Below are 26679 nucleotides of genomic sequence, written 5' to 3'. Positions count from 1 at the left end.
AAAACCCTCCGCAGCAGTACAGATTCAAATAGGCTGTTCACACAGCCCCAGCCTCTTCATGCTTGAGAATGATTTAGTCATGTTTTTAATCTCTGACAGCGAGCTCTATATATAATATTGTATGGCAACCCTTCTTAAATAAATGTTTTTAAACATGTAAGTTAAGAAATAATGTTCAAACGGTTTGGAAGGGTTTAAACCGTTTGAACACTCTCCTGGGTTTCAAACCTGTACATTCCACCAGATATTAGGAGCTTTGCCTTCTCCGGGTCATACTTCCAGTCAGGCGGGAGGACACCGGTTCTCTTATAGTATTTCACCAGCCTGTGTATCTTGGATTCAACCTCTATCAAGCCCTTCTTGCTGTGATAATCCTTCGGGTGCTCGTCGAGATGTCTCCTCAGGTTCACAGCCTTCTGCATGAGAGCCATTAAATCCTCGGGGATAGCTATTTTAACACCATGCTTCTCAAGTATCTGGGCAAGCTTCCTACCAGTAACCTGTTTCACGAGAGGTATCCCGTACTGGTCTCTCAGTAACACCCCTATCATAGAGGGCGTGTAGCCTTTCTTAGCTAGCTCCACCACGAGCAACTCCACATCGCTCGGGCTCATGTCAAGCTTCAACCATCTCGGCGGGCCAGCCCTCGCAGGCCTGTTGGAGTGTGACTGCCCCTTGTCCCTCTTCTTGTTCATAAAGACACCTTCCCCTTAAACACTGCTATATTGGAATCCATATTAAAAACGGGTTTTAAATTTATTCAAGCCTCTCCAAGTATTCTCTTAGGGTTTTGAAAACGCTTCGAAGAGCCCTTGCCCTATGGCTCACCATGTTCTTCTCCACAACATCCATCTCGGCAAAGGTAACGCTGTATCCTTCTGGTATGAAGACCGGGTCGAATCCGAATCCTTTAACACCCCTAGCCTCGGTTGCCACAGCCCCGCATACTTCACCGACACCTGTTATCAGGAATGGCTCGTAGACGAGTACCGCCACGGATTTGAAGCAGGCGCTCCTATCCTCCACGCCCTCCATGAGCTTGAGCAGCCCCTTCCACCCTATTGTCTTATACACGTAGCTGCTGTAGGGTCCTGGGAAACCGTTTAATGCTTTAACGAACAAGCCAGCATCCTCAACCAGCACGGGCTGCCCCAGCTCCATGTATGCTGTTAAAGCAGCGTGCTTAGCAACCTCCTCAAGGCTGTCTGACTGGATCTCTCGTTTAACGCCCGGGCATTGCTTGAGAGTGATCCCGTATTCTCTCGCGACAGCTTCTGCTTCAGCATATTTGTGCGCGTTTCCTGTTGCGAAGCATATTTCACGATACATACCTATCCCTCATAACAGTCTTCCTCAACTCTCTGTCAACATACCTCCCCCTAACCCTTACCTCGAGAAACCTTTTCCTAACCTCTTCGAAAACACCGCTGTACCACTGCCTATAATTTTCAAGGAACTGGTTCATGAACTCCTCGGCTATTCCAGGGTGCATTGCCTGTAGATTCCTGTAGAGGAGGTGGAGGTCTATAGCGTACTCCTCGACGTCATCGCTGTATCCTGCCAGCCCGAAGTCTATTATGTAAACCCTTCCCCCGCTGTAGATTGTGTTAGCAAGGGTTAGGTCGCCGTGGTAAATCCTGTTGGAATGCATCACGGCAACCTGCCTCCCAAGCTCGCCTGCAACCCTTCCCCGCTCCTCACTGCTCATAGAGTCTACAAGCCTTGAGAGAGGGGTTCCCTCCACATACTCCAGTACCAGGATTCCTTTTGAAACATCCACTATCAGCGGGGCTGGTACGTTGAGCCCTAGGCTTCTCAAGTGGGAGAGTATCCTGGCCTCAACCCTTGTCCTATACTCTTTGAAAACCTTGTTAAAGGCTTCATGCCTGTAGGGTTTGTCAAGCCTTTTCTTAACAATGAGGTCTGAGCCGAGGATTCTAACCCTGTAGAGAACCGCCTCAGCCCCTCTGTTAAAGTATTCTACTCTCTCAGCCACGGGTAGTCACCCTCGTCAAGCCTCAGCCTCTGCTTCACCACAGCCTTCTCGGGCTCAACGCTGAAACCGTGTAGGTACATTAAAAGCCCAGTGTAAGATATCATGAGGCCGTTATCGCCTGCGACCTCTGGAGGCGTCCCGTAGTAGGGGATACCGTGGGTCTCGGCCAGCTTCTCCAGCTTCCATTTCAAGACAGTGTTGGATGCAACCCCTCCCACCAGGAGTATCGACTTCTTCCCGGTTAGCAGGAGGCTTCTCTCAGCAACCTCCACGAGCATGTTGAAAGCGGTCTCCCTCAAGCTGTTGCAGACAGCCCCTAACCCATCCCTGCCAGCCCCCCTGGCTTTCTGGAGGGCCGCTGTCAGCAGCCCGGAGAAGCTTAGATCGCTTCCTTTAACAGTGTAGGGTAGGGGGATGAACTCCCGGCTCCACTCAGCGCAGATGTCAACAGCGTGCTTCCCGTCGACGACGTAAGGCGGGGCTATTCCCACCTCTCTCGCGAAAGTATCCAGGAGGTTTCCAAGCGGGATGTCAAGCGTCTCGCCTAAAACCCTGTAACCCCCGTCCCTCGCCGCGACGATCATGGTGTTGCCTCCTGACACATATATTACTAACGGGTCTTCAAGCCCGCTGAAAAGCCTTCCAACCTCTATGTGGGCTACCGCGTGGTTGACGGGGATCAGGGGCTTACCATAGTATGATGCTATGAATCTTGCAACGCTTGCTGAAACCCTTAAACAAGGCCCCAGCCCCGGCCCCATCGAGTAGCTTACCACTGAGACATCGCTGAGGCTGAGACCAGCCTCCCTGAGAGCTTGCTTGAGAAGAGGGTAGGCTTTCTCCATATGGTGTAGCGCCGCCTCCCTCGGGTGGAGGCCTCCTTTCAAAGGCTTGTACTGGCTGTTAACGTTGGCGAGCACCTCTGCAAACCCTTCCCTAAGCCTTACAATCCCTACCCCGAAAGTATGGCTAGTGGACTCAAACCCCAGGGAGACCAGCTCCCTGTCCACGGGTATTTTGTAGGGTACCTTGTAGAGGAGGGGCAAACCCGGACCCAGCCGTTCAACCTGGGTTTAAAAACAAGCCTCTACTACTTCGCGTACTCGACGTAGCCGCATCTCCCGCAGTGCCATCTAGGGACTGGTTGCTTGTGGAAAGCCATGAAGGAGCCGCATTTAGGGCATGACTTGTTCTTCCTCACCAGCTTCCCCGTCTTGTAATCCACTTCGTAGAGCTTGTGAACATAGGGCATTCAACATCACCCTTGCTGCTGAACCTTTTGTAATGATTCATCATTCCTCTTAATAATGTACTCGGGCTCGAAAAGCTTAACGCTTGCGGCGTTGTCGTAGACGTGAGCCTCAACCCTGCTAACCTGAACCCCGTACTCTGTTTCAAGACTCCTGATAATAACCTGTTCAACAGGCTTGCCGTAATGCTTGGACAAGGCGATTCTCAGCAAACCCCTGCTAGGGGTTCCCTCGCCCGGGTGTCCGAGCCTTATGACAAGCTCGAGTCTTTTAACCAGCGGGTTATACCGCTCCTCTAATACCTCTCCGAGATACTTGTCAAGCTGAATCGTCTTAGCCACGCTGTAATCACCTTACTATATGAAACCATTAACTGGTTTAAATGTTTTAAGAAGCTTTAAAACCCTAACCCCCTGGGCATCAAGCTCCACAACCCCTACGTTGGGCTGCCCGTAGATTATCTTGGAGACCCCTGTGAAGGGGAGGGCTAGGGGGAAGACGAGAAGATCCTCCTCCCCAACAACCTCGACAACATGCTCGCCTTTCAGGAAGCTTATCGTGAAGGAGTTGAGGCTTACGCATCCTGGAGGGTTCGCAACCCTGAGCACCCTGCCCCTTGCAGACCCTGGTTCAGCAGGTATGCTCCTCTTGGTTTTATAATCAATAATCCTTATCCTTGCATAGTGGTTTCTGGAGACAACATCGCCTACGGCTGCGTCGCAGGACAGCCCTGTTATAGCGTGCTTTTCGGAAACATACAGCTTGCCCTGGGGGAGGCTGAGGGTTTTCCTCAAGTAGTCCGGGGGTTTTAAGCAAGGAATTGCTCTCCCGGCACTAGCCAATCTTAACCACGTACCTTCCCTTATCCTTAAGCTCCAGCTTCTTGGCGATATCGCTTTTCTCAGGGTTTAAAACAATAATGATACCGTTCCACTCATCGGTGAAGCTTCTCGACCCGCATTTCGGGCATACCTCAACCTCTCTCTCAACCAGTGCCTTACAGTTTCTGCAGGCTTTGAAAGGCTTACCCCTCTTGCTCAACCCTACCACCCTACCCTATCTTGCCCATCTGAGGCTGCCTCATAGTCATGTGGACTCTCAAGCCCTTGCCAGGCATGGGTGCGATGTTGAATATTCTCGCTCTCACAACATCTCCTTTATCAACATACTTCTTAGACTCCTCGAGGAATAAGGCGCCTCTTCCAGCATCGTAGGTTACCTTCTCATCAGCCACCTGGTTAATGTATACGAAGCCGTCGAGCACTCCCAGGTCAACGTAGAGCCCGTTCTTGGTTACCGTTACAACCTCTCCCTCTACAACCTCCTTCAGGAATGGGTGGAAGACAAGTGCTTCGAACTCAACGTTATGGTATGTAGCCCCGTCGCCCGGTATGATCTTCCCCGAGGGCTCAATGTCTAAGCCTAGAATGGTAACAATTATTGAAGGCTCCTTCTTCTCCTCACCGGTAAACGGGTTTTTCAAGATGACAACCGATCCCTCGTACTGCTCCCTAAGCTCTTCCAGAGCAACCTCCTCTAAGGGTCTCCCGAACTTCGAGGGCGGTATTCTGACAACGTCTTTAACCTTGATAACGTTGTACAATCACGCAACACCTTGTCATTGATGTTTTAATAAGCACTTTATAGTATAAATCAATAATCCTTTTATAAATAACTTAAGTATTGAAAAACACTCCTCAGTACTCGAGCAAGCCCTCAATCACTATTCTACGCGACTCCTCCCTCAGGTATACCTCTGATAAACCCTTCTCCCTCGCCCTCCTCCTCAGCTCCTTATCGTTAGAGGCTACTGCGGCATTGTTTAACACGGCGTACTCTATGATCGCGTCATCAGTATTCTTTAAATCCTCCCGGTATTCCACTATCCTACACTTCTCTCTTGCAATCCTAGCAGCGAGCCCGCACTTCTTCCTCATCAAGCCACCCTCCCTCTCCCCTATCGCTTCCAACTCCCTGAGGGAGTGTGTTAGGACAACGCACTCAGGCTTGAACGCGACCTGCTCCTCAATCATCTCGAGGAGTGGGAAGCCCTCAGCCATTAAGAGGAGCATGTTAGTGTCTAAAACAATCAGCGACGGCTTCCTCAGCTGACTGATTTAACAACACCCCAGCCTGCCAGCCTCCACCTTCCCAGAACCCTCCTGCTTATCGCCACCCTCCCGCCCTCCCAGACGGCGGCGGGATCTTTGAGCTCGACAGTCATAGCGGACTTGCCCACCCCTGTTACCACGCCGATCCTGGTGGCGGTTCCTATGGTGAGGACAATGGTCTCCTTAACCTGTATCGGCGGGAGCTTGGTCATCTCCTTAGCCCCTACGACTCTTTCCAGCACGCTGTACTCTATTTCAAGCATTTTAGCAATAGGCGGCTGGTGGTCAGGGTGTGAGACAATGTTTCCAACCATTGAGTCAGCCTTCGTCAGCGAAGGGTCGAGCGGTGTTCTAACAGCTGCCAACCCTCCAGGCCTCGCCTCCTCAACCTGTAGCTCGCCGAACCTTATCTCCTCAATCCTCGTGGTGATTGGTTCATACTTGTAAGCTGTTTTAGAGCCTCCCACAGGTGTTTTCACACCGGGGAGGATGGCTATTTCATCCCCAACCTTCAACACGCCCTGGATTAGTGAACCCCCTATCACGCCTCCCACCAGGTCTTGGAACGATGTCCCAGGCCTGTTAACATCGAAGCTTCTGACAATAAACATTAACGGGGGCTTGCTCAGGTCTCTCTTAGGCGTGGGTATCCGCTCCTGGAAGCTCTGGAGGAGGACGTCAATATTCGTCTTGTGAAGGGCGCTGACAGGTATTATCGGCGCATCCTCCGCTACAGTTCCCTTCACCAGGTTCCTTATCTCCCTGTAGTTTTCAAGAGCCCTCTCCCTTGTCACAACATCTATCTTGTTCTGAACTATCACGATATTCCTTATCCCTATAGCGTTCAAAGCGACCAGGTGTTCAACAGTCTGGGGCTGTGGGCACGGCTCGTTCGCAGCCACCACCAGTATTGCTCCATCCATGAGCATTGCACCGCTCAGCATGGTAGCCATTAAAGCTTCGTGGCCGGGGGCGTCAACATAGCTTACTCTTCTGAGAAGCCTTGACTCGGAGCCTGTTGGGCAGACCTCCTCCGTGGTGTAGGCTTCAGGAGGCTCCATGTCCTCGCAAACCGCTATGTTACCGTCCGCGTAGCCTAGCTTAATAGTCATACCTCTCTTAAGCTCCTCGCTATGCCTCGCAGTCCAAATACCTGTTAAAGCCTGAACCAGTGTTGTCTTACCATGGTCTACGTGCCCGACCACGCCAATATTGACTTCCGGCTGCTGCTTAACCCAGGGCATGATGAATCCCTTGTTAAAACCAATCCTCTAGGATTTATGGGCGAGGTTGCTTTTATACTAAGAAACTACTTAGGATAGACGATCACGGTGTTAACCTGTACGATGTCTGGGGCTATGGTGTCCCCCCTGATCATCTTCCTCCTTCTCTCACCATTCCTCTCAGGGTAGAAGCCGGGGGGTCCTGATAGAAGGGCTTTCTTCTTAACAGGCCCCTGTATGTCAGGCCTCATCGGGAACCCGCTTATATCGCTCCCGCCCGTTATCCTCAGCTTAACGTTCCTTAAACCGATGATGGAGCCGTCTACCTCGTCACCTATCTTCAACCCTACAAGCGACGCTGTCCTCTCATCGTTTACTCTTACCTGCCAGGCGCTAGCCCTGAAAATCTCGCCCTCAAGCTCCGTGTTGCCTGAGAGGTTTATCAAGAACTCTGAGTTAACCAGTACAGTGTTTTCGGGAACGTTGTCAGCGGGCTCAAGCCTTCCAGTGATCTTGATCTTGTCCCCGGTGTCAGGCCTTCTCATCCTAATTGTTGCTACTCCGTGGACAGCGTTAAGCTCTTCTAGAAGCTTCCTCCCAACCCTTATAACGGGGAGTTCGAACTTATCCTTCATCTGATCCGTGAAGGGTACTTCAGCATCCCCTACTACTTTAACCTTGACTGTTTTACGGTTCTTCGGTGCTTCAGGGTCGTTTACAACTATTTTGAAATCCGGCATACAGCATCCTCCACCAGTTGCCCGGTGGGCTGTTTCACTAATAAGCTATTAAGAGGTTTTTATATATTCGCATGATTGTGAACGGTGGTTCCATTGAGCAGTACTAGCAGGGAGTGGATTAGGCAGCCGATAATAGTTGTCATGGGCCACGTCGACCACGGTAAGACAACCCTTCTAGACAAGATAAGGGGTACAGCGGTGGCTAGGAAGGAGCCTGGCGAGATAACCCAGCATGTAGGAGCAAGCATTGTCCCAGCCAGCGTGTTGAAGAAAATAGCGGAGCCTCTTAGAAAATACTTCCCGAAGCTCCAGATAGAAATACCTGGACTACTCTTCATAGACACCCCTGGCCACGAGCTTTTCGCCAACTTGAGGAAGAGGGGTGGGAGCGTGGCCGATATGGCTATTCTCGTCGTGGATGTGATGGAGGGTTTCCAGCCCCAGACCGTTGAAGCCATCAACATTCTCAAGGAGAAGAAGGTCCCGTTCGTTGTCGCAGCTAACAAGATTGACAGGATTGAGGGCTGGAAGCCAACGCCTGACGCCCCGTTCCTGGAAACCATTAGGAATCAGTCTCAGAGAACCATTAACATTCTCGAGGAGAAGATATACAGGATAGCCGGGGAGCTTTACAACCACGGTTTCGAGGCTGAAAGATTTGACAGGGTGAGGGATTTCCGCAGGACTGTTGCAATAATACCTATCTCGGCGAAAACCGGGGAGGGCGTGAGCGAGCTCCTCGCCCTCATGACGGGCCTCGTCCAGCAGTTCATGAAGAAGAAGTTGGTGACAAGCAGTGAGCCAGCGAAAGGCGTCGTGCTAGAGGTGAAGGAGGAGCCTGGCCTCGGGACAACCATTGACGTCATAATTTACGAGGGGGTTTTAAAGAAGAACGACTTGTTCATCATAGCCGGTAAATCCAAGCCTGTTGTAACAAGGGTTAGGGCTCTGCTAATGCCGAGGCCTCTGCAGGATATGAGGATGCATGAGGGTAGGTTCACACAGGTTGAAGAGGTTTACGCTGCAACAGGCGTAAAGGTTTCCGCCCCTGATCTCGACGACGCCCTTGCTGGATCACCATTCTACGTTATCCCTGATGAGACCAGGCTGCAGGATTACTTGAAGATGGTTTCGGAGGAGGTTTCAGAGCTGAGGTTTAAGGTTGAGAGCGACGGCGTCGTTATCAAAGCAGACACGCTCGGGTCTCTCGAAGCCCTCCTCGAGGCGATGAGGAGGGAGAAAATACCTGTGAGGCTGGCGGACGTTGGCAATGTCTCGAGGAATGATGTGATAGAGGCATCGGTGGTTAAGAAATCTAAGCCCGAGTACGGGGTAATCCTAGCCTTCAACGTCAAGCTCCTGCCCGAGGCGGAGGAGCTGGCGGCCAGGGAGGGCGTCAAGGTGTTCCAGAGCAACATCATCTACCATATCATAGAGGAGTATGCTAAATGGGTTAAGGAGCTGAGGGAGAAGGAGGTTGAGAAGGAGGTTTCATCACTTGTGAGGCCTGCGAAGATCAGGATACTCCCAGGCTTCATATTCAGGCGTAGCGACCCAGCGATTGTCGGCATAGAGGTTCTGGGAGGTGTTTTAAGACCCGGTTGCAACGTGATGAGGAGTGATGGAATGGAGCTGGGCATGGTTGTGCAGATAAGGGATAGGGATAACGTTCTCAAAGAAGCGAGGGCTGGGCAACAGGTAGCAATAAGCATTAAAGGAAGGATCATGGTGGGACGCCATGTTGATGAAGGAGACATCCTCTACACGAGCATACCCAAGGAGCATGTGACAATGTGGTTGACCAAGCACAGGGATAAGCTGAGCACTGATGAATACTTGGTGTTGAAGGAGATTATAGAGATTAAGAAGAAGCAGGACCCCTTCTACGGCTTCACAGCCTAGTTCTCCCAGCACGCTTCTAGTTTGGGAAATCAACCCTGACTAGATATTTATTAACTTTCCAGCAAAATAATTACATGGTGTATTAGCATGTCCTATGAGTTGATTAAGAAAGCTTTAGACGTTGAGGAAAAGGCTACAGCATCTTACTTCCATTCAATAGGTATTCTAAGGCTGAGAGGCATTGAGGTAAGAGACCTTGAGGAGGTTATTAAGAAGATAGCTGTTGAAACCCTGATCCACAAAGAGTTAATGAAGGGAATGCTTAAAGCTTACGAGGAAGCCCTGGAAAAGGAGAGCCAGGTAATGAAGGAGCTGGAACAGGTTAAGCCTTCCGCGGTTGAGAAAGCCTTGATAGTGAAGCTTTTGAAAGAACACTTAATCATAGAGAGCGACATGATCGCTACATACAAGCAACTTGCTGAGTCGTTAAAGTACCCTGTGTTGAAGCAGTTAGCGGAAGCTTTAGCTGAAAACGAGCGGATCCATCACGAACTGCTTTCATCCCTGATAAAGAAGTATGAAGAGTAGTGGTTGACTAGCGAATTCAGAGTTTTTTCACAATTCTTCCTCAAACCTTTCCCGCCCTAAATCGAGGAGGGATTATTGGGTAAAAAAAGCGTTTAGCCCATGCCTGCAGAGGTAGAATGCTAAATAATGAAGTAGGAAACAGCGAGAGAGATTAGCGAGGTTAACGCTAGGTAAACCAACATGGCGGTTAATACTTCCCTCCTAGTATCCGGCAAATCCTTACCTATTAGCTTTCTAACAGGGTAAGTGATGGCTTTACCCAGCCTCCTGGGCAATGGGATCATGAATGGAGTGTGCTCAGCGTACTTAACATACTCTCCGACCTTGCTCCTCAGCTCAGCCTCTTCGAGCAATGCTGCCCCGATAATGATTACCGCGGAGAGTAGCCACGGCAGTCCCGGCGCAGGAGGAGACCAGCCTCTACCTCCCTCAACCGTGCTGGCAAGGTATAGGAGCCCGTAACTCCATATTATGAATCCCAGGTACATCGGGTGTCTAGAGAACTTGTAAACCCCCTCCGTGCTCAAAACCTTTCCTCTCAACCTATCGCTAACCCATGTGAAAGTGGCTAGGATGAACAATGCCAGCCCGGTAATCATGAAGACGAACCCCACCGGTGCTGAGAAATCCCCGGTAAACCCTGGCGCCGCTAGTTTCACAGCCCAGGTGACTGCAGTGTTAACAAACCATGCTGGGAGGAATGTTATTAAGCCAATCCTTACGAAAACATCGGAATCCGTGAATGGAAGCCAGAGGAGTCTCAAGACCCCTACCCCAGCTAGGAAGAACATGGTGAAGGCGAAGTACCCTATGGTTGGAAGGTAAATGGCTAGCGAGCCCAGGAGGGCTAGCCTAGTCTTCTTCAACAGGAATCCAGCAACCGTTACCAATAGGATTGCCGCCAGCCCTGCATATCCCACTAGTCTAAACAACGCTTCTAGCTCCTGACACCTTGGGAAGTCTGACAGGAGAACGCAGTCCGGGATGAACCCCAGCATCCATAAGTTAACAATCCTGATAACCTCTATGGACGCGTAAGCCAGTGCTATCGAGAAAGTTATTGAGAACGCTAAAGATGCTATGAGCTCACGCCTACCCAAGCAGACACCGAGAATGGGATGAAAGGACTAATTAATATGCTTTACCAGTAGGTTTAGCAGTGCCTGAAACCCTACCTTGTCTTAGACCCGTACTTCAGGGTCCACTTAAGCTTTCTCGGATCCCTCTTCATATTGTAGTTCTTGAAGCACTTCCTGCTGCAAAACCACATTATTGTCCCATTGTTTAAAACATACATCAACCCTGTCCCCGGTTCGAGATCGCTCCCGCAAAACACGCATTTAGCAAGCCTTGCCATATTCTCCACCGTGCTGAAGCACTCGCTAACTCTCGTTAATGTGTTAACAAGGTTTTTAAATTTTCCCAGGCAACACTTATAAGGATAAATAACATGTGTATAGGGAAATAGGTGAATGATTTGAGCAGTGAGCAGGGTTCGGAGAGAATAGTTGTGGAGCCGCCGAAGATCAATATAGTTGACGAGCTGGGCTTCCCGGCGGAGGTTATTCAAATAATAGGTAGAACCGGCGTTTCCGGCGAGATAATCCAGGTTAGGGTTAGGGTTCTAGAGGGAAGGGATAAGGGCAGGATTATCACTAGGAACGTGAAGGGGCCTGTCAGGATAGGGGATATTGTTATTCTCAGAGAGACTGAGAGAGAGGCTAGGAAGCTTTCAACGAAACGTTAGTGAAGAATATTGTTTTAAAGGAAAAAAGAAAAATAATCCTCTATTCTCAACCGCTCTTAGCCCTGAGCTCCTGCACAGCCTTAACTATTTCTTCAACCATGGACTTGGCTTCGCCAGCATCCACGATCGCAGCGCTTGAAGCCGCTACTTCAATACCTGCTGCCTCGCCAAGCTTCTGCTTGCTTGGAACGTAGACGTAGGGTATTTTCTTCTCATCACAGAGTAGTGGTAAGTGGGCAACAATCTCCGGTGGGTCAACATCCTCTGCTATCACTACAAGCCTTGCCTGCCCTCTCTCGACAGCCTTCGTGGTCTCATTAGTTCCCTTCTTGATCTTGCCGCCGGTTTCCCTGACTTTTTTCACGGTCTCGTAGACTTTTTCAGCCAGCTCAGGCGGTACCTCGAACTTCACATAGAATGGTTTAGGCATACTTCATCCTCCTCCCTATTGGTCGTCCATACTAGGGGTTTAACACTATCGTGTCTTATAAATATTGTGGAGTATGTGTGAGGAAGAGAAACTAGTCGTGAGCGTAGATCGCGACCGCTGACTCCTCCCAGATCCTCTCAATCCGCGCGAAACCTATCCTGTACAACTGGATTACAGAGCCTTCCTTCTCCCCTAGAATCCTCTTCTCCGCCAGCAAGGTTTTTCTGACAAGCCTCATCCCCTCGGGGATTAAGAGCTCCAGCGGGATCTTCTCATCGTCTTTAACCCACTGAATGATTTGGAGGCCGTGCTTCCTAGCCTCCTCCTGATCCCTGCTGTGCAGCCTGGCGGTGACAACTGGCTTCCCATTCACCAGGGATGCTCCTGTGACCTGGAAGTTGCCAACCCCCATCAGCCTGAACAACCCGTTCCCACTCCCAGGGAGGTCCTTGGAAGACACGTAAACCACTGCCTCCCTGCCGAGCCTGTATGTGTAGTAGGTTTTCCTTGACGGGTGGACCGGTATGCTGGCTTCAATATCCTCGGGAACATCCTCCAGGATTACCTGGACAGGGTCTTCAACAGCCATGTAACGGTTTGCAACAGGGTCAACGATAACCCTGTTGATCGCGGAGAGGTTTGCATAGCTTATTTTAGCGTCAACAGGCTTGATCCCGACATCCTTGATGATCCTCCACAAACACTCCCTTGTAATACCCCTCCTCCTCAACCCTGAAAGCGTTCCAAGCCTCGGGTCCGAGTATGCTTCGACACCGGATTCCTTAATCATCTTCCTCATCTTCGACTTGCTCAGGATGACTCCTTCAAGGGATAGCCTGCCGAAGTGGATTGTCTCAGGGTATTTCCAACCCATGTGGTCGTACAGGTATTTCTGCTTAACAGTGTTTGAAACATGCTCCTTAGCCCTTAGAATATGGGTCACGCCCATCAAGTGGTCGTCAACGCCTGCGGCGAAGTTGTAGGTAGGCCATACGATATATCTTTCACCTACGACAGGATGGGGTGTTTTAGACGTGTCTATAATCCTGAACGCAACCCAATCCCTCACACTGGGGTCTGGGTGTTGGAGATCGGTTTTAACTCTGACTACAGCCTCTCCCTCCCCGTAGTGCCCCGAGAGCATCTTGTCGAACTCTTCAAGCTGAGCCTCAACGGGGAGATCCCTGTGGGGACACGCCTTCCCTTCCTTCCTCCATGCTTTAAACTCTTTCTCGCCGCACTTGTCAACGTAAGCCCCGCCCTTCTCTATCAGCTTCTTAGCCACCTCGTAGAACAAGGGTATTCTCAAGCTTTGAACATACTCCTCGCTCCACTTAACCCCAAGCCACTCCAAGTCCTGTTTTATCATCTGATAAGCCTCCGGGTAGGGGGACTTGGTCCGGGGGTCAGTGTCTTCAAACCTTAAAACCATCCTTCCCTTGTACATTGATGCATACCAGTAGCTTAGCAGTGCAGGCCTTGCATTACCCAGGTGTATAGTGTAGTCCGGGTTGGGGGCAAACCTTGTTACAACGGCTCCTTCAACAGCGTTTGGCAGCGGGGGAAGCTCCTTCTCCCTGACCTCCTTCTTCTCTTCCAGTAGCTCTGGCCAATTACTCCTCACTATTTCACGCTGCTTCTCAAGCGGTAGCTTGTTCACTTCCTCGACAATGCTTCTTATAACGTCAATGTATTCTCGCAGGACGCTTCTGATCTCAGGGAGCTCCCCGATTATCTTGGAGGTAACGGCTTTCAAATCGGCTTTGCCATTATACTTCACAGCGTTCAACAGGGCGTGCTTAAACCCAGTTTCACGCACTTTTTCCAATAAAGACTTCTCTTGGCCGCTCACCGGTAAACACCATTATGACTTTTTCAGGCTTCTCCCAGGTTAAATCTATAACAGCTAGTAATATACCTTTCAACGGAGCCTTGATCACCCTGACCTCTCTCTTATTGGTGATGATGTATCCTATTTTCTCATGGGGCTCTACAACCTCCCCCTCTCTCTTCGAGATAGCTATTGTTGAGCCTGAGGCTTCAAGCAGGTACAGCTTCTCCCCATTCTCAACCAGGATGCCCTTGTAGCCGCCTTCCTCCTCCTTGTATACTACTATTACATCTCTTAGGAAGCAGGGCTTCTCCAAGTCCATGTACTCTAAAAGCTTCTCGAACGGCGTGTTCACAAATACTTTGACGCACTCACCTGGCACAGCATCTCTTGCAAGAGCGACGTATACATTGCCGCCTTTGAAGCATATTTTCTTCCCTGATTCAACACCGTTTTCAACATAAGCCTCGGGAAAGAAGTAGTTGCTCATTTCCTAAGCATCTCCAAGTACTTGTCGAGGCTGAAGCCCCGCGAGGACACGTAGTTTCTTAAAGCCGGCCCAACAACCACGGGTATTCTCCTTAGATCGCTTAGTTTCTCAGCACCTACCAGGAACATTATTGTTTTCATTGATTCAACGTACTCGGTAACAAACCTTGAGGCTGATTCAAACCCTTCCTTCAAAAGCCTTGTTAAAACAGGCTTCGCAAACCCGGCCATGTCCGCGCCGATCGCCAGGGATTTGACAGCTCTTAAACCATCCCAAACCCCTCCCGAGGCAATAATTGTTGAATCCGGGCTTGCCAGCCGCGTCTCGATAACGGAGAGCGGCGTGGGAATACCCCATTCCCCTATCAGCTGCGCAACATGTTTTCTAACATCGTCAGCGGTCCTGTACATTTCAACCTTCACCCAACTGGTCCCGCAGGCCCCGGCAACATCGAATACTCTAACCCCTGTGTCAGCGGTGATCTTCCTGACAACCTCGTATGAGAGACCGTTCCCAACCTCCTTGATCAAAACAGGGACGCCAACCTCCTTCACAACCTCTCTCAGAACGCTGAGTGCTTCAAGCGAGAAATCAGTATCCCCCTCCGGCTGTATGGCCTCCTGGGCTGGGTTTAAGTGTACGGCGAGCGCATCGGCTTTCACAGCATCGACAAGCTGTTTAACCTCCTGAACCCCGAGTGTTTTAAGAGTGTTGAAACCTATGTTCCCTATCAACGGGATATTGGGAGCGGCATCCCGTGCAACCCTGTAGGTTTCAACCACTTCACTGTTGAAATTGCTGGTTAGGATTGGCCTCTGGCTTCCAAGCCCTAATGCTATCCCGTGTTGACTAGCTATTTGAGCAAGCCTCCTGTTAATGTCAAGGGTTTCGCGAGCCCCTCCGGTTATCCCGGTTATCATGACGGGTGCTTTAAGCTCGTAGCCTAGGAACCTCGTGGACGTGTCAACACCTTCTCTCCGGAAACCAGGAATTGCCTGGTGGATCAGGATTATGTCTTTGAAGTATTCCTCACACCTGTCCTTGAAGTCGACGTCGCGGTTTACAACTATTTCCAAATGCTGTATCTTCCTCCAGTAAATATCGCTCAACAGTCTACACCTTTAACATGAAGAATTAGCTAAACAGACAATATAAAACTAGCCAGATAATTGATCGGGGGATTACGGGTTTCAAACTACTGTGTTGAAAACCTTATAGACGCGTACCCGACAACGTGTGATTTATCGCCTGACACGTCCCCGCTCGTCGCATATTTCAACAACTCAGCCCTCGCGCCTGCTCCCCCCTTGAGCTTGGCGTACTCTATTAAAACCATGATGCCGCCAGGACCGCACACCGACACGTCCTCCCTGAGCAACGTGTTGTAGAAGCCTGCTGAATCAAGCCTGAGTATCATGGATATTGCCTCCTTATCCTTCCTCACCGTTACATCGTGGGGGTCGTAATGGTTGAAATCACTACTCGCAACAATGATTATATCCCTCTTCAACGAGGATGCTGCTTCAAGGAGTGATTTAGCAACGTCTCTTGCAACATCAGGGGTATGCAGCCTCATGACCACGGGGAGTATTCTAACCCTGTCCCCGTAAATATACTGGATGAACGGGAGCTGCACCTCAACAGAGTGTTCCTCGAGATGTGCGTACTCGTCAAGCTCTGCTATGCTGCTTTTATCCGCAAGGGTTTTCGCAAGCTCGGAGTCTACTTCGAGTAGACCCAGCGGTGTTTCCCACATGCCGCCAGGGTATACTGAGACCAGAGCTCCATAACCCGTGTGATTCGTACCTATTACTACAACTGTCTCAGGGACGCCGTCAAGAGCCATTTGATAGTAGGTGTGGGCTGCGACGGGGCCGCTGTAAACATAGCCTGCGTGAGGCGCGACGTAGCCTACTGTCTCCACCCTTCTAGAAGGCGAGGTCTCAGGCAGTTTCCCAGGACCTATTTTATGGGTGAAAGACCATTTGATAATGGCTTCGAGCTCGCGCTTGCTATCAGGGTAAAAATAACCTGCTACAGCCGGGTGCCTCTTCTTCAATACTTCACCCCTAGACCTCGGCCTCGAACTCTGTGGGCTGCTCAGGGAGCTCCCCGTTCGGCGGCAGGGCTCCACGCTCCCTGAGAACCTGCCTCGTCAGTATCCAGTACAGCAGGGCCAGGCTCTTCCTCCCCTTGTTGTTCCCTGGGATTATGAGGTCTATGAAATCGGTCTTGTTATCCGTGTCGGCGAACGATACTATTGGTATGCCTATTTCAGCAGCCTCTTTCAAAGCCTGCGCGTCAGCCCTCGGATCCGTCAGCAAGACTATGTCGGGCTCGTAGTACCATTTAAGGCTTGGGTTTGTGAAGGTTCCGGGGAGGAATCTCCCAGTGAATGTTTTACAGCCGATGTACTGGCACATCTTGTTCACAGGCTTCTTACCATACTGTCTAACAGATACCACAGCTATCTTTGCAGGCTCGTACCTCGCTAGGAACTTGCCAGCTATTCTCAACCTGTCATCTATCTTTCTCACGTCGAGAATGTATAGGCCATCGCTCCTAACCCTGTACACGAAGGGCTCCATGAACTTCGTGCATATGTGCGTGCCTATGTGAACACCGGCTGACAAGTACTTGTCCACTGGAACCAGTAGCTCTATAACCTTCTCTCCCGGCCTCGGGGTAACGGGCTGCTCGCCCAGACCGCTTATATCCTCGCTCTCGAACATGCTTCTCACCTCACGATATCTTGGGGAACTGTAAAACCTCTTTTGAAACATCCACGTATGATAAAAACATTCTCCTGCAACAATATCTTTTAACGCCTAGATCATCTAAAACCTTACCCGGCTCCTCGCCTGCCTTAACCCTCTTCTCATACTCCTCCCATAAGTGGCCTATGGGGGCGCCGCACGTGAAGCATCTAACAGGGAAAAGCATGCTGCACACCTACCTGTAGCTCTTCTGCCATCTCCTCCTAGCGCTGTATCTACCCCACTTCTCCGACTCGGTCCTCCTGGGGTCGCCGCTCAACATGTGCCTGTCGTACTCGGTGAATATTTTCTTAACCTCTTCATCATTGTCAACATACTCTAGCAGGCCTCTCGCTATAGCTGTCCTGGCAGCCTCAGCCTGGCTCATGACGCCGCCTCCTCTCACCTCTACTCTAATGTCAACCTTCCTCCACAAGTCGCCGACGAGCATTAAAGGCTCCATCATCTTAACCCTTGCCAGTTCCACTGGGAATACCTCGAGGGGTATTCCGTTAATCCAAACCCTCCCAATTCCTGGCTTAACGACTGCTTTAGCAATGCTTGTCTTCCTCTTGCCCGAGGCTACGACGATCTTAAACTTTTCGACAACAGTTTCACTCATTCAAACCACCCCTCCAACCAAGCGCAGCCGCTACCTCGCTCACGTAAACAAAACCCTGCTTAAGCCTGGAGGCATCGGCCTCCTCAAACCTGACGAACTCCCTCCCCTTCAAGCCCTCAGGGGTTCCAACGAATATTCTCAGCCTCTTCAACGCCTCCCTCCCCTTGGGCTGGGTGTAGGGGAGCATTCTCTTGATAGCTCTCTTCATTATCGTGACCGGGGATCTCGGCCTTTTAATCCCGGATTTCTCCGGGTTACGATGAGTTTTAGCTTTCAAAATATTCTTATACCCCTCGATAACCCTGCTTCTCTCACCGCTTAGAACGGCTTTCTCAGAGTTAACTATTACCACCTTGTATCCTTCGAGCAGTTTCTTAGCAACAATGCTCGCTAATCTCCCCAAAATCTGGTTTGAAGCATCAACGTAAAGTATTTTCTCCTCGCTCACGGTCTCACCCTATTATCTTTACATTCGACCCTTTAGGATTCTCCCTAACCAGGTCTGTGAGGCTAAGCACTCTGCACCCTGCTTTCAACAACTGCTCGTATGCTGTTCTAGAGAAGCTGTAGGCTGCGACAGTTATCTTGTGATCTATCCTCCCGGAGCCCAGTACCTTGCCCGGGACAACCACGACATCGCCCTCCACGGTATACCTGTTTAAACGGCTCAGGTTTACTGCTCGACGCCTCCTAGTGGGCTTCGCCAACTCCTCAGCTACCCTCGCCCATATCGGGGCGTCATGGATTTTAGAGGCTTTTTCAAGCTCCCTAATCGTTTTCCTCAAGACTATGCTTGTCTTCTTCAACTCCATCATGCTTAAACACCCTTCTCCCTCAGCGTTTCAACGAAGTCGTCAAGCTTTTTCTCAAGTATTCTAACAGACTCTAATAAAACATTTCTAGCTGATAAAGCACCTGTTAACTCAAGGGTTAGTATGAACTCGTCCTCCTCATGGCTTACCTTGATAGCTCCTGAGGGACATATGTTTTCACAAATCTTGCACATGGTGCAGTCCAGTAGCTTGCCGCTCCTAACCTTTATCTCCCCGGATTCGAAGGCGAGAACCTCTTTAGGGCAGGCTTCAACACATTTAAGGCAGTCCTCTCCTCTGCACAGCCTCTGGTTCACAAGTATTTTTGGAACATACTTGTGCGCTGCTACCGAGACAGGGCTCCACTTAATATGCTCCTTACCTCTTCCAAGCCTAGCGTATGCTTCGAGCTTAACTTTCTGAGGCTTTATCAGCTTCACTATCGGGATCTTCCCGAAGCTAGGCTTCACGTCAGGGTCGCTTGACACCAGGAAGTCGCTGTAGAGTGTTACTGGCTCATCCCCTCCCTCTCCTTCAAGGCTTAGGCGGACAAAGCAGTCTTCCGAGAACAATCCTTTCTCACCAGCCTCCCTGCACTCCTCGGGGCTCTTATACTTCCACAATGCCTCGTTGCTTGTCAGCGGGATTAATCCCAGCCTGTGGGCAAGGTATTCGTCGTAGAAGACTGAGGAGTTCTCCATGAAAGCTACGTAGTCAACAGCCATTGTGGGTACTTCGGATACTATCACTCTCCTAATAGAGTTTAAAAGGTGGAGGCTGACCCCCTTGATCCTTAGCTTAATGAACAGTGGTTTCTGCTCCAAAACCTCTATCTTCAAGCCGGACACACCTGTGGATTAGACCCTCCTTCCTCTCCTGCCGCCTGGACGCCTCGTGGTGTCGTGAGGTATCGGTGTCACATCCTCGATCCTGCCTATTATGAACCCTGCTCTAGCCAAGGCCCTGATGGCTGCCTGCGCCCCGGGGCCAGGGGTTTTGGATCCGTGTCCTCCGGGAGCCCTCACCTTTATGTGTATAGCGGTTACTCCTTTATCCATTGCTTCATATGCTGCTTTAGAAGCAGCTATCATTGCCGCGTACGGGCTTGGCTTCTCCCTGTCAGCTTTAACAACCATTCCGCCGCTGAACCTGCTAACGGTTTCAGCCCCGCTTAAATCCGTGATGTGTATTATAGTATTGTTCAAGCTGCTGTAAATGTGTGCTACTCCCCATTTAAGCTCTCTAGCTGAGAACGCCATCAAGCACCACCCTGCTGAACCTGCTGAATAGGCTTCTCCTTAAACGGGCTGAATGGAGCGTAGTCTATGAGGGGTTCTTCCTCAACGGAGACAATGTACCCTGGTGATGTAACCCTTCTCCCAGCGACAGCTATGTGGCCGTGAACTATGAGCTGCCTCGCCTGGTAGATAGTGTTAGCCAACCCCTTCTTGTAAACAATTGTTTGAAGCCTTCTCTCGAGAAGGTCTTCAACCTTAAGGTTCAAAGCATCCTCCAGTCTCGCGCCCTCCTTGAGCAAGCCTAGTTTAACCAGCTTGCTTATTAGGATCTTCCCCTCTACTTCTCGGACTTCAGCAGGCTCGCCGAGGAGTGAGCGGGCCCTGTGCCTGAAGTAGCGTATTATTGACGAAGCCCTCCACAACTCCTTCTTGTTTCTCAAGCCGTACTGTCCAAGGAGCTTGGTCTCGTACATTAAAATATCCTTTCTCCAAGGATGTCTTGGACCACTCCACTTCTTCCTAGGCTTCTTTGGATCACCCATTCACATCACCCTTGTTTAGACTGTTGTTGCTGCTGCGGACCCTGCCTCTTCTTTCTTACTCCAACAGTTACTCCAAGCCTACCGGTCGTCCTTGTCCTCTGCCCGCGCACTTTCAAGCCGAGAGCGTGCCTTACTCCGCGCCAGCTCTTCACCCTCTTCTCCCTCTCAATATCTTCTTTCACGAAGTAAATGAGCTCAGCACCTACTAGGTGGAGGTCTTTACCGGTGGCGTAATCCTTCCTCCTGTTAAACATCCATGAGGGGAGCCCGTAGGAGCTCGGGTTTTTCACAAGTGCTTCAATCTTCTTCACATCCTCGTCTGAGAGGTAGCCGATCCTGGTGTTAGGGTCTAATCCAAGTATGCGGGTAATCGCGAGAGAGAAAGTATACCCCAACCCCTTAACCTCCGCTAGCCCGTATATCAACGGGAGAGACCCGTCTATATCTGTCTCCAGCACGCGTATGATCTGCCTGAAAGATTGCTGAACGCTCACTTCTCCCACCGCATAGTAAGCAGTATCCTTTAACTAACCATGTAGTAATCTGTTTTTAAGCTTATATCATATTTTAAAACTTACCCATCACGCCTTAACGATCCCTCTTAGAATAACCTGTCATGGAGCGCCGGGGGCGGGATTCGAACCCGCGCGCCCCATTAGGGGCACTGGCTGACCGGGGGATTATTCTCCAGGCCAGCCCCTTAGACCGCTCGGGCACCCCGGCACTGTTAAAAATATTAGGCAACAAGGAGCTTTAAAGATAGCTCCGGGATGGTGGTGTTAAAAGACTAGGAATGCTTGACCTATGCCTTGTTTAAAAACTAAAGCTCTATCTCCATCCAGATCTCCGGTGGCACACGGATACGTATTAGTTGCTTCATGACTCTCTCGTCTTCAGCAATGTAGAGTAGTCTCTTGTGAATCCTCATCTCCCATTTCTCATACTTCTTCTTCCCCTCGCCATGGGGTAGTTTCAAAGTCCTTATCTTCAACTTCTTCGTTGGGAGGGGTATAGGCCCCTTCATGCCAACTCCTGTCTTCTTAACAATATCGGTTATCTTCCCTATGAAATCCTCGAGCACATCTATGTTCGTGCTCCAAATCTTTATCTTAACCATTCTCACCGTCGACATAAGCACCATCCTTTTAAGCAACCTGCTTAAAAACATAAGCGTTTTAGGGGTTTAAAAAAACCTTTACTTCTTCTGCTGCTCTAAAACCTTAACATCTAATACCTGGCCGATACCTATGGTCTTGCCCATGTCACGCATCGCGAATCTTCCCAGCGCCGGGAAGTCTGAATACTTCTCTATCACCAGAGGCTTTATCGGCTTGAACTTCACGATGGCGGCGTCACCCTGCTTCAGGAACTGCGGGTTCTTCTCAACCTCCTTACCGGTTCTCGGGTCGAGCTTGGCAACTATCTCCGTGATCCTGCACGCCACGCTAGCGGTGTGGACGTGGACCACTGGTGTGTAGCCAACGGTTATTGCTGTCGGATGCCACATTACGAAGATGCGGGCTGTGAACTCGTCTGACACTGTTGGCGGGTTCGTCGGATGCCCTGCCACATCTCCTCTCTTAATATCCTTGCGCTCAACGCCTCTCACGTTGAAGCCGATGTTGTCGCCTGGCTCAGCCTTCTCGATCTTCGTGTGGTGTGTTTCAATGCTTCTTACCTCTCCGATCACGCCCGGCGGGTTGAATATTAGCTTGTCGCCAACCTTCAGTATCCCTGTTTCAACCCTTCCAACCGGGACTGTTCCAACACCGGAGATAGCGTAAACATCCTGAATGGGTATTCTCAAGGGCTTGTCAACAGGCTTGCTCGGAACCTCCAGCATGTCTAATGCTTCTACAAGCACTGGCCCAGTATACCATGGCATGTTGGGGCTTCTCTCAATCAGGTTTTCACCAGTCCATGCTGAGACAGGTATGAACGGTATCTTCTCAATATTGTAGCCAAGGCTCTTCAAGAACTTGCCCAGGATCTCCTTAACCTCCTGGTACCTTTTCTCGCTGTATGGAGGCTCGGCAGCATCCATCTTGTTGATGGCAACGATCAGCTGGTTGATACCCATTGTTCTCGCGAGCAGGGCGTGCTCACGGGTCTGGCCCTCAGGGCTCATACCAGCCTCGAACTCACCCTTCCTAGCACTCACAACTAGTATGGCAGCGTCAGCCTGGCTTGCACCGGTAATCATGTTTTTAACGAAGTCCCTGTGTCCGGGAGCATCGATAATGGTGAAGAAGTACTTCTTGGTCTCGAACTTCATGTATGATAGCGATATCGTTACTCCACGCTCACGCTCCTCCTTCATCCTGTCAAGGAGCCATGCGAACTTGAAGCTTTCCTTACCCATCTTCTTCGATTCTTCCTCGATCATCTGAATGGTTTTCTGGTCGAAGTACCCTAAACGGTAGAGTATGTGTCCAACCATGGTGCTTTTTCCATGGTCGACGTGTCCTATGATCACCAGGTTCAAATGTGGTTTTTGCGGCACAGAGCTCATTCGCACTCACCTGCTATCTTTATCATGTTCATTGAGTTTAATAAATTGAGTAAGTCTTTTTAAAATCTTTTTACAACCAACGCGCCCTCCCTGGGAACCTACTAGTGGACGGGGTTAAGGCTTTGTAATATACAGTGCTTCATTGAAAAGTGGTTTGAAGCCTTGTGAGAAGGGATCCCGGGGATTGAAAAGAGGGCGGGAAACGCTACCTGCTGCTTAAAGCTATTCTCTCAATCTCTTCCTTCTTCTGGATCGCGTAGCTCTTTGGGTCGTTGTTTGAAGCAGCTATTATCTCCTCTGCCAGGGCTTCCTCAATAGTGATCGGGTTGTCGAAGGCTTTCTCCCTTGCACCATCAGTTAAATGTCTAAGGGCTAGGTCAATCCTCCTCATAGGGGAAATGTCTACTGAGACATGGTATGAGATACCGCCGTACATGATCCTGGTTGTCTCCTCTCTCGGGGCTGCATTCTCGATTGCGCGGACCAGTACCTGCAACGGGTTCTGACCGGTTTTCAAATAGATGAGCTCGAAGGCTTTTTTAACAATATTGTAGGCGAGGTGCTTCTTACCCATGTTTTCTCCTGGACGCATAAGCTTGTTAATCAACCTTTCAACTATTGGCACCTCGGCTTTCCCAAACCTCCTGTGCTCATGCCTCCCGCTTGTGTGTGGAAGGATGTAGGGTTTAAGGCATATGTACTTCTTCAGGCTGGGATCCCTTACCTCAATGTTATCATAGGTCCACTTGCCGAAAAGCTTGACCTCGCTCAACTTCACAACGTGTCCTTCACTAGCCAATGTAAACACCTGTATAACCATAAACAGTTTAACAGGCTTTTTAAAATTATTGCAGATTCACGCATTCCCCACTAGTCTCAGACCCTGATGATGCTTTATTAGACCATTTATTAATCAGGTTTTCCAGGAGGCATAGCCGTTGAAGCCGTCTTACCTGTTGGTCGAAAAGATATCGACGAGTCTTTTCGCCGGCGGAGAGGTTAGTCCACGCTTAATCCTTCACCTCGAGGATGGGAGGAGGTTTTACCTTGAAAACGTCTCCTACGACATCTTCGTCTCAATAAGGAGGAACCTTGAAGAGGAGGGTTTGGACGAGGAGCGATCCATGATCACCGATGTGATCGAGAGCGTTCCCGAGTTTATAGCCGCGTTGAGTAGGAATCTTAAACACGTTGTAATAGACAGCTTCAACCCTGACAAGGGGGTTTACAGCGCGACAGTGGAGTTTGTTAACGGAAAGTTTTCAACAAGGAGGAAGATGATCCCTAGCCACGCTATCTATCTTGCAATAATTGCGGGTAAACCCGTCTACGTTAGCGAGGAGCTCGTGGATGAGCAGGAGAGGCTTTACAAGATTTTCGAGGAGCTCTCAAAGCTTGAGGATAGAGAAGAGGATTTTGAAAAGTAGCTTTACGGCTTCAACAAGTTAAAAGCTTAAACCTACCTAACAGGCTTCTGCTTCTTACCCAGCCAGAGAGCTTTCAAAGATACCCCGTTAACCATTACTACCTTATACTTCACTCCGGGAATATCTCCTAGAGACCCTCCCATCGGGCCTCCAATACCTTCAATAACTACTTCATCGTGCTCGTCAATATAGTTGACTCCACCGTCCCACGGGACGAATGCTGTAACCACCTTGCCGTTTTTCACAAGCTGGACGCGGACACATTTTCTCAGGGCTGAGTTTGGCTTACGGGATTCTACTCCAACCTTTTCAAGAACTATTCCCCTAGCCATTGGCGCTCCTTCAAGCGGGTCCCTTATCTTGCCTTGCTGCTTAAGCATCCTGAGCTTGAAATCCCTCTGGCTCCACCTAAACTTGAGACGCTTCCTCTTCAGCTTCCTTGCCGCGTACATCCCGTATGGTGCTTTCTTGCCCGGCATGGTTTAATCCCTTAACTCTTCTTCTAGACTCAAATAGTTTCAAGTATTCTTAAATTTTATGCTATAATGAGAGAGTCGATGTTGAAGTGTCTCTTTAAAATAATCTTTGCTTTTTGAACGTTCCTGCCGTTCTTACCGATGGCGAGGCCCTTGTCCGATGGATCCACCGCCACGTAGACTACTTTCTCCCCGCCTGGTTTAGAGGTCACCTTGATCTCCTTTATCCTTGCAGGAGCAAGCGCGTACTTAACCTGCTCCTCAAGGTTGTCGCTGTAGCCGACTATTTCTATGTTCTTGTTCAAGATCTTCCTGAGTTTTTGAACGAAGAAGCCTTTGGGGCCTACGGCTTTTCCAATATCCTCGGGGTTAACCAGGAATATGACCCTGTTCTCAGACTCATCCATGATGCAGTCTCTGACGGTGGCGCCCGTGATCTCGTGTAGCAGTGCCATGTACCTAAACTCGTCAGGAGTTATCTTCACTTGACTCCTTTCCTTACTCATTACCCGATACCTCCTTGGCTAGGTCCAGGATGTTTGACTGGCCAGGGTCGATGATCACCATTGTTGAGACGCCGAAGGGTTTACCGATCAAAGCCCCCAGCTCGAAGTTTGTTCCAGGGAACTCTATAACAGGTATGTTGCTCAGCTTCGCGTAGTATTTCAGGTCTCTCTTAACATGCGGTGGTGCGTTGGCCGCGATGACAGCGGCCTTGGCCTTTCCCAGCATGACGAGCTTCTTTGACTGGTTGAAACCGATCTTGAACTGGCCGGTTTTACTCAGGGTTTGAATAGCCTTAACCAGCTCCACAGTGGCAGTGCTCATTGCTCGCTCCCCTCTTTCTCCTCACTGGCTTCTGGTTTTATCAATGTTGGGAACATATAAATCTGAACCATTCCTGTTCCTACAGGAATGACTTGCCCCATTATAATATTTTCGGTAATGCCGTACAGCCTGTCCGACTCACCCATTGCGGCAGCCTCCAGGAGCTTCTGAACAGTCATCTCGAAGGTTGCCCTCGCCAAGACGCTCTGCTTCTCGCCGGCTACACCCATTCTACCAACCTGCCTTATATGCCCTGTCCAAGTCATGATGTCGGCTAGCAGTATTATGTGCCTGGTGTCAACGTCTAAGCCTTGATCATCCAGGACGTTCTTAATCTCCCTGATGATTGCAGCCCTAGCTGCCTCAATCCCGAGCACCCGTTCAATCTCGAACACGTTGTTGGTGTACAGCCTCTTATGGTCTATCCCTGGGATTTTCATGAGCTCTTCGAGATTGCTTCCCTCAGCTATTAACACGTACTCGTTCCCTCTTTTCTGGATGATAACCTTCTTAATTCCTTTAACACCCTTCAGCTTGGTTGACAGGACCTTCTGCCTTATCTTCTCCGCTTTAACGTAGTCAACCTCTTCCTCGAACAATATCCTGATCACGAGCGGGTTGTCCTCGCTCCACTCAACCTCTCCAATATTTAACGACTTCAAGGTTTCAACCACTGTCTCAACAGCTATTCCCTTATCCGACAGCATCTCCTGGTCGAGCTCAATGTTCATTTCCGTGAGCTCTATGCTTACTCCCTTAGCAATGTTTTCTAGAAGCGTTGTCTCAATGGTTCTAGCTATCTCCTTAGCCTTCTCCTCATCATACTTGTGGTCATCGTCCAGGTATATCTCCGTAATAGGTGTTTCAGGCTTCTTCCTAGCATCAACGATCTCTATAAGCCTGGGGAGTCCCAGTGTGACGTTGTACTCTCTGAGACCAGCGTAGTGGAAGACTCTGAGGGTCATCTGGGTTGAGGGTTCTCCAAGGCTCTGAGCAGCGACTGTGCCAACAGCCTCGCCTGGCTCAATCATGGAGGACCTGTACCTTCTAATCACCTCGGATATTATTGCCTCAACCTCGTTCTCGTAGAGCTCTGTCTTATTCGTCAACTCGATGAGCTTGTCTCTAACCTCGTTGTACACCTGGGGGCTCACGTATCCTTCAAGCTTCTCCTTCAGTATTTTCTCGATCTCGCTCTTGGAAAGGGCTTTTAAGGAG

The 26679-nt window shown here is 50.0% G+C and carries 39 protein-coding genes and 1 tRNA gene; 4 read left to right on the top strand and 36 right to left on the bottom strand.

The genetic code is table 11. The features are described 5' to 3' along the window. Positions 1–194: 194 nt before the first annotated feature. The 12 genes from IMZ38_RS00555 to IMZ38_RS00500 form a co-directional block, all read right to left on the bottom strand. Positions 195–695, bottom strand: a complete 501-nt coding sequence (locus IMZ38_RS00555) for a 30S ribosomal protein S15 (RefSeq protein ID WP_193436278.1) — start codon at positions 693–695, stop codon at positions 195–197. A gap of 61 nt (positions 696–756) precedes the next feature. Continuing rightward, positions 757–1329, bottom strand: coding sequence for an XTP/dITP diphosphatase (locus IMZ38_RS00550; RefSeq protein ID WP_193436277.1), 573 nt, complete (start codon positions 1327–1329; stop codon positions 757–759). Next, positions 1319–1996: a Kae1-associated kinase Bud32 gene (locus IMZ38_RS00545; RefSeq protein ID WP_193436276.1), complete on the bottom strand. Its 678-nt coding sequence runs from the start codon at positions 1994–1996 to the stop codon at positions 1319–1321. The genes IMZ38_RS00550 and IMZ38_RS00545 overlap by 11 nt, the downstream gene beginning before the upstream one ends. Next, positions 1981–3042, bottom strand: coding sequence for a KEOPS complex N(6)-L-threonylcarbamoyladenine synthase Kae1 (gene kae1, locus IMZ38_RS00540; RefSeq protein ID WP_193436275.1), 1062 nt, complete (start codon positions 3040–3042; stop codon positions 1981–1983). The genes IMZ38_RS00545 and kae1 overlap by 16 nt, the downstream gene beginning before the upstream one ends. Positions 3043–3086: 44 nt before the next feature. After that, on the bottom strand, positions 3087–3248 hold the full coding sequence (locus tag IMZ38_RS00535) for a 30S ribosomal protein S27ae (RefSeq protein WP_193436274.1): 162 nt from the start codon (positions 3246–3248) through the stop codon (positions 3087–3089). A 6-nt stretch (positions 3249–3254) separates the two neighbouring features. After that, on the bottom strand, positions 3255–3587 hold the full coding sequence (locus tag IMZ38_RS00530) for a 30S ribosomal protein S24e (RefSeq protein WP_193436273.1): 333 nt from the start codon (positions 3585–3587) through the stop codon (positions 3255–3257). A 15-nt stretch (positions 3588–3602) separates the two neighbouring features. Further along, positions 3603–4088, bottom strand: coding sequence for a DUF359 domain-containing protein (locus tag IMZ38_RS00525; protein ID WP_193436272.1), 486 nt, complete (start codon positions 4086–4088; stop codon positions 3603–3605). Then, positions 4081–4296 (bottom strand): transcription elongation factor subunit Spt4, encoded by a 216-nt coding sequence (gene spt4, locus IMZ38_RS00520; RefSeq protein ID WP_319637044.1) that lies wholly within the window; start codon positions 4294–4296, stop codon positions 4081–4083. The genes IMZ38_RS00525 and spt4 overlap by 8 nt, the downstream gene beginning before the upstream one ends. Before the next feature lies 1 nt (position 4297). Next, on the bottom strand, positions 4298–4849 hold the full coding sequence (locus tag IMZ38_RS00515; protein WP_193436270.1) for a DNA-directed RNA polymerase: 552 nt from the start codon (positions 4847–4849) through the stop codon (positions 4298–4300). 94 nt (positions 4850–4943) lie between these two features. Further along, positions 4944–5336, bottom strand: a complete 393-nt coding sequence (locus tag IMZ38_RS00510) for a PIN domain-containing protein (protein ID WP_227410936.1) — start codon at positions 5334–5336, stop codon at positions 4944–4946. 14 nt (positions 5337–5350) lie between these two features. Next, positions 5351–6601 (bottom strand): translation initiation factor IF-2 subunit gamma, encoded by a 1251-nt coding sequence (locus tag IMZ38_RS00505; protein ID WP_193436268.1) that lies wholly within the window; start codon positions 6599–6601, stop codon positions 5351–5353. A 65-nt stretch (positions 6602–6666) separates the two neighbouring features. Further along, entirely contained in the window at positions 6667–7320 is a 654-nt protein-coding gene (locus tag IMZ38_RS00500) for a 30S ribosomal protein S6e (protein ID WP_193436267.1), read from the bottom strand. A gap of 93 nt (positions 7321–7413) precedes the next feature. On the opposite strand from IMZ38_RS00500, the gene infB reads away from it, so the two are divergent. Both infB and IMZ38_RS00490 read left to right on the top strand, forming a co-directional pair. Continuing rightward, a complete protein-coding gene (gene infB, locus IMZ38_RS00495; protein WP_193436266.1) occupies positions 7414–9222 on the top strand; it encodes a translation initiation factor IF-2 in 1809 nt (602 codons plus the stop codon). A gap of 87 nt (positions 9223–9309) precedes the next feature. Then, a complete protein-coding gene (locus IMZ38_RS00490) occupies positions 9310–9750 on the top strand; it encodes a ferritin family protein (RefSeq protein WP_193436265.1) in 441 nt (146 codons plus the stop codon). A gap of 119 nt (positions 9751–9869) precedes the next feature. Here IMZ38_RS00490 and IMZ38_RS00485 read toward each other — a convergent pair whose 3' ends face one another. Next, positions 9870–10850, bottom strand: coding sequence for a methyltransferase family protein (locus IMZ38_RS00485; protein ID WP_193436264.1), 981 nt, complete (start codon positions 10848–10850; stop codon positions 9870–9872). A 71-nt stretch (positions 10851–10921) separates the two neighbouring features. Beyond that, positions 10922–11107, bottom strand: a complete 186-nt coding sequence (locus tag IMZ38_RS00480) for a 50S ribosomal protein L24e (RefSeq protein ID WP_193436848.1) — start codon at positions 11105–11107, stop codon at positions 10922–10924. A gap of 147 nt (positions 11108–11254) precedes the next feature. On the opposite strand from IMZ38_RS00480, the gene IMZ38_RS00475 reads away from it, so the two are divergent. After that, complete coding sequence (locus tag IMZ38_RS00475; RefSeq protein ID WP_193436847.1) at positions 11255–11497, top strand: 30S ribosomal protein S28e; 243 nt, start codon at positions 11255–11257, stop codon at positions 11495–11497. Positions 11498–11543: 46 nt separating this feature from the next. On the opposite strand, the gene rpl7ae is transcribed toward IMZ38_RS00475, so the two are convergent. The 18 genes from rpl7ae to IMZ38_RS00385 all read right to left on the bottom strand — a co-directional run bounded on the left by rpl7ae (position 11544) and on the right by IMZ38_RS00385 (position 23550). Further along, positions 11544–11927, bottom strand: coding sequence for a 50S ribosomal protein L7Ae (gene rpl7ae, locus IMZ38_RS00470; protein ID WP_193436263.1), 384 nt, complete (start codon positions 11925–11927; stop codon positions 11544–11546). A 91-nt stretch (positions 11928–12018) separates the two neighbouring features. Continuing rightward, the gene (locus tag IMZ38_RS00465) at positions 12019–13779 is read right to left on the bottom strand and encodes a glutamate--tRNA ligase (protein WP_227410880.1); all 1761 of its coding nucleotides are present in this window, start codon (positions 13777–13779) and stop codon (positions 12019–12021) included. Beyond that, positions 13739–14248, bottom strand: a complete 510-nt coding sequence (locus tag IMZ38_RS00460) for a DUF2118 family protein (protein ID WP_193436262.1) — start codon at positions 14246–14248, stop codon at positions 13739–13741. The genes IMZ38_RS00465 and IMZ38_RS00460 overlap by 41 nt, the downstream gene beginning before the upstream one ends. Then, the gene (gene fni, locus IMZ38_RS00455) at positions 14245–15357 is read right to left on the bottom strand and encodes a type 2 isopentenyl-diphosphate Delta-isomerase (protein ID WP_193436261.1); all 1113 of its coding nucleotides are present in this window, start codon (positions 15355–15357) and stop codon (positions 14245–14247) included. The genes IMZ38_RS00460 and fni overlap by 4 nt, the downstream gene beginning before the upstream one ends. An 86-nt stretch (positions 15358–15443) precedes the next feature. Beyond that, on the bottom strand, positions 15444–16307 hold the full coding sequence (gene amrB, locus IMZ38_RS00450) for an AmmeMemoRadiSam system protein B (RefSeq protein WP_193436260.1): 864 nt from the start codon (positions 16305–16307) through the stop codon (positions 15444–15446). Positions 16308–16317: 10 nt separating this feature from the next. Next, positions 16318–16980: a 30S ribosomal protein S2 gene (gene rpsB / locus IMZ38_RS00445; protein WP_227410879.1), complete on the bottom strand. Its 663-nt coding sequence runs from the start codon at positions 16978–16980 to the stop codon at positions 16318–16320. A gap of 10 nt (positions 16981–16990) precedes the next feature. Further along, positions 16991–17191: a DNA-directed RNA polymerase subunit N gene (locus IMZ38_RS00440; RefSeq protein ID WP_193436259.1), complete on the bottom strand. Its 201-nt coding sequence runs from the start codon at positions 17189–17191 to the stop codon at positions 16991–16993. 9 nt (positions 17192–17200) lie between these two features. Then, positions 17201–17626 carry a 30S ribosomal protein S9 gene (locus IMZ38_RS00435; protein WP_193436258.1) on the bottom strand — a complete coding sequence of 142 codons (426 nt, stop codon included), beginning with the start codon at positions 17624–17626 and terminating at the stop codon, positions 17201–17203. Next, positions 17619–18074, bottom strand: coding sequence for a 50S ribosomal protein L13 (locus IMZ38_RS00430; RefSeq protein ID WP_193436257.1), 456 nt, complete (start codon positions 18072–18074; stop codon positions 17619–17621). Before IMZ38_RS00430 ends, IMZ38_RS00435 begins: the two co-directional genes overlap by 8 nt. Before the next feature lie 4 nt (positions 18075–18078). Further along, positions 18079–18441 carry a 50S ribosomal protein L18e gene (locus tag IMZ38_RS00425; protein WP_193436256.1) on the bottom strand — a complete coding sequence of 121 codons (363 nt, stop codon included), beginning with the start codon at positions 18439–18441 and terminating at the stop codon, positions 18079–18081. Between the two features lie 2 nt (positions 18442–18443). Continuing rightward, the gene (locus IMZ38_RS00420) at positions 18444–19286 is read right to left on the bottom strand and encodes a DNA-directed RNA polymerase subunit D (protein ID WP_319637043.1); all 843 of its coding nucleotides are present in this window, start codon (positions 19284–19286) and stop codon (positions 18444–18446) included. A 9-nt stretch (positions 19287–19295) separates the two neighbouring features. Then, positions 19296–19697, bottom strand: coding sequence for a 30S ribosomal protein S11 (locus IMZ38_RS00415; RefSeq protein ID WP_013130248.1), 402 nt, complete (start codon positions 19695–19697; stop codon positions 19296–19298). After that, positions 19697–20218, bottom strand: a complete 522-nt coding sequence (locus tag IMZ38_RS00410) for a 30S ribosomal protein S4 (protein WP_193436254.1) — start codon at positions 20216–20218, stop codon at positions 19697–19699. Before IMZ38_RS00410 ends, IMZ38_RS00415 begins: the two co-directional genes overlap by 1 nt. Before the next feature lie 5 nt (positions 20219–20223). Then, positions 20224–20712 carry a 30S ribosomal protein S13 gene (locus IMZ38_RS00405; RefSeq protein WP_193436253.1) on the bottom strand — a complete coding sequence of 163 codons (489 nt, stop codon included), beginning with the start codon at positions 20710–20712 and terminating at the stop codon, positions 20224–20226. 128 nt (positions 20713–20840) lie between these two features. Then, a tRNA-Ser gene (locus tag IMZ38_RS00400) sits at positions 20841–20941 on the bottom strand. 97 nt (positions 20942–21038) lie between these two features. Beyond that, positions 21039–21350, bottom strand: coding sequence for a 30S ribosomal protein S10 (gene rpsJ / locus IMZ38_RS00395; protein ID WP_013130251.1), 312 nt, complete (start codon positions 21348–21350; stop codon positions 21039–21041). Between the two features lie 63 nt (positions 21351–21413). Next, the gene (gene tuf / locus IMZ38_RS00390) at positions 21414–22730 is read right to left on the bottom strand and encodes a translation elongation factor EF-1 subunit alpha (protein WP_193436252.1); all 1317 of its coding nucleotides are present in this window, start codon (positions 22728–22730) and stop codon (positions 21414–21416) included. A gap of 205 nt (positions 22731–22935) precedes the next feature. Then, positions 22936–23550: a 30S ribosomal protein S7 gene (locus tag IMZ38_RS00385; protein ID WP_193436251.1), complete on the bottom strand. Its 615-nt coding sequence runs from the start codon at positions 23548–23550 to the stop codon at positions 22936–22938. Between the two features lie 118 nt (positions 23551–23668). Between IMZ38_RS00385 and IMZ38_RS00380 the strand changes: the two genes are divergently transcribed. Further along, positions 23669–24157, top strand: a complete 489-nt coding sequence (locus tag IMZ38_RS00380; RefSeq protein WP_193436250.1) for a bifunctional nuclease family protein — start codon at positions 23669–23671, stop codon at positions 24155–24157. A 32-nt stretch (positions 24158–24189) separates the two neighbouring features. Here the strand turns inward: IMZ38_RS00380 and IMZ38_RS00375 are convergent, their stop codons facing one another. The 4 genes from IMZ38_RS00375 to rpoA2 are packed head-to-tail and all read right to left on the bottom strand — an operon-like array spanning position 24190 to position 26642. Then, positions 24190–24636 carry a 30S ribosomal protein S12 gene (locus tag IMZ38_RS00375; RefSeq protein ID WP_013130255.1) on the bottom strand — a complete coding sequence of 149 codons (447 nt, stop codon included), beginning with the start codon at positions 24634–24636 and terminating at the stop codon, positions 24190–24192. A gap of 56 nt (positions 24637–24692) precedes the next feature. Continuing rightward, entirely contained in the window at positions 24693–25139 is a 447-nt protein-coding gene (locus tag IMZ38_RS00370; RefSeq protein WP_193436249.1) for a NusA-like transcription termination signal-binding factor, read from the bottom strand. Next, on the bottom strand, positions 25132–25461 hold the full coding sequence (locus tag IMZ38_RS00365; protein ID WP_193436248.1) for a 50S ribosomal protein L30e: 330 nt from the start codon (positions 25459–25461) through the stop codon (positions 25132–25134). Before IMZ38_RS00365 ends, IMZ38_RS00370 begins: the two co-directional genes overlap by 8 nt. Next, positions 25458–26642 carry a DNA-directed RNA polymerase subunit A'' gene (gene rpoA2 / locus IMZ38_RS00360; protein WP_193436844.1) on the bottom strand — a complete coding sequence of 395 codons (1185 nt, stop codon included), beginning with the start codon at positions 26640–26642 and terminating at the stop codon, positions 25458–25460. Before rpoA2 ends, IMZ38_RS00365 begins: the two co-directional genes overlap by 4 nt. Positions 26643–26679: the final 37 nt, after the last annotated feature.

This window comes from Thermosphaera aggregans, assembly GCF_014962245.1.
GTDB lineage: Archaea > Thermoproteota > Thermoprotei_A > Sulfolobales > Desulfurococcaceae > Thermosphaera > Thermosphaera chiliense.
The sequence above is the reverse complement of the archived record's forward strand: the minus strand, read 5'-3'. Positions and strand labels throughout refer to the sequence as shown.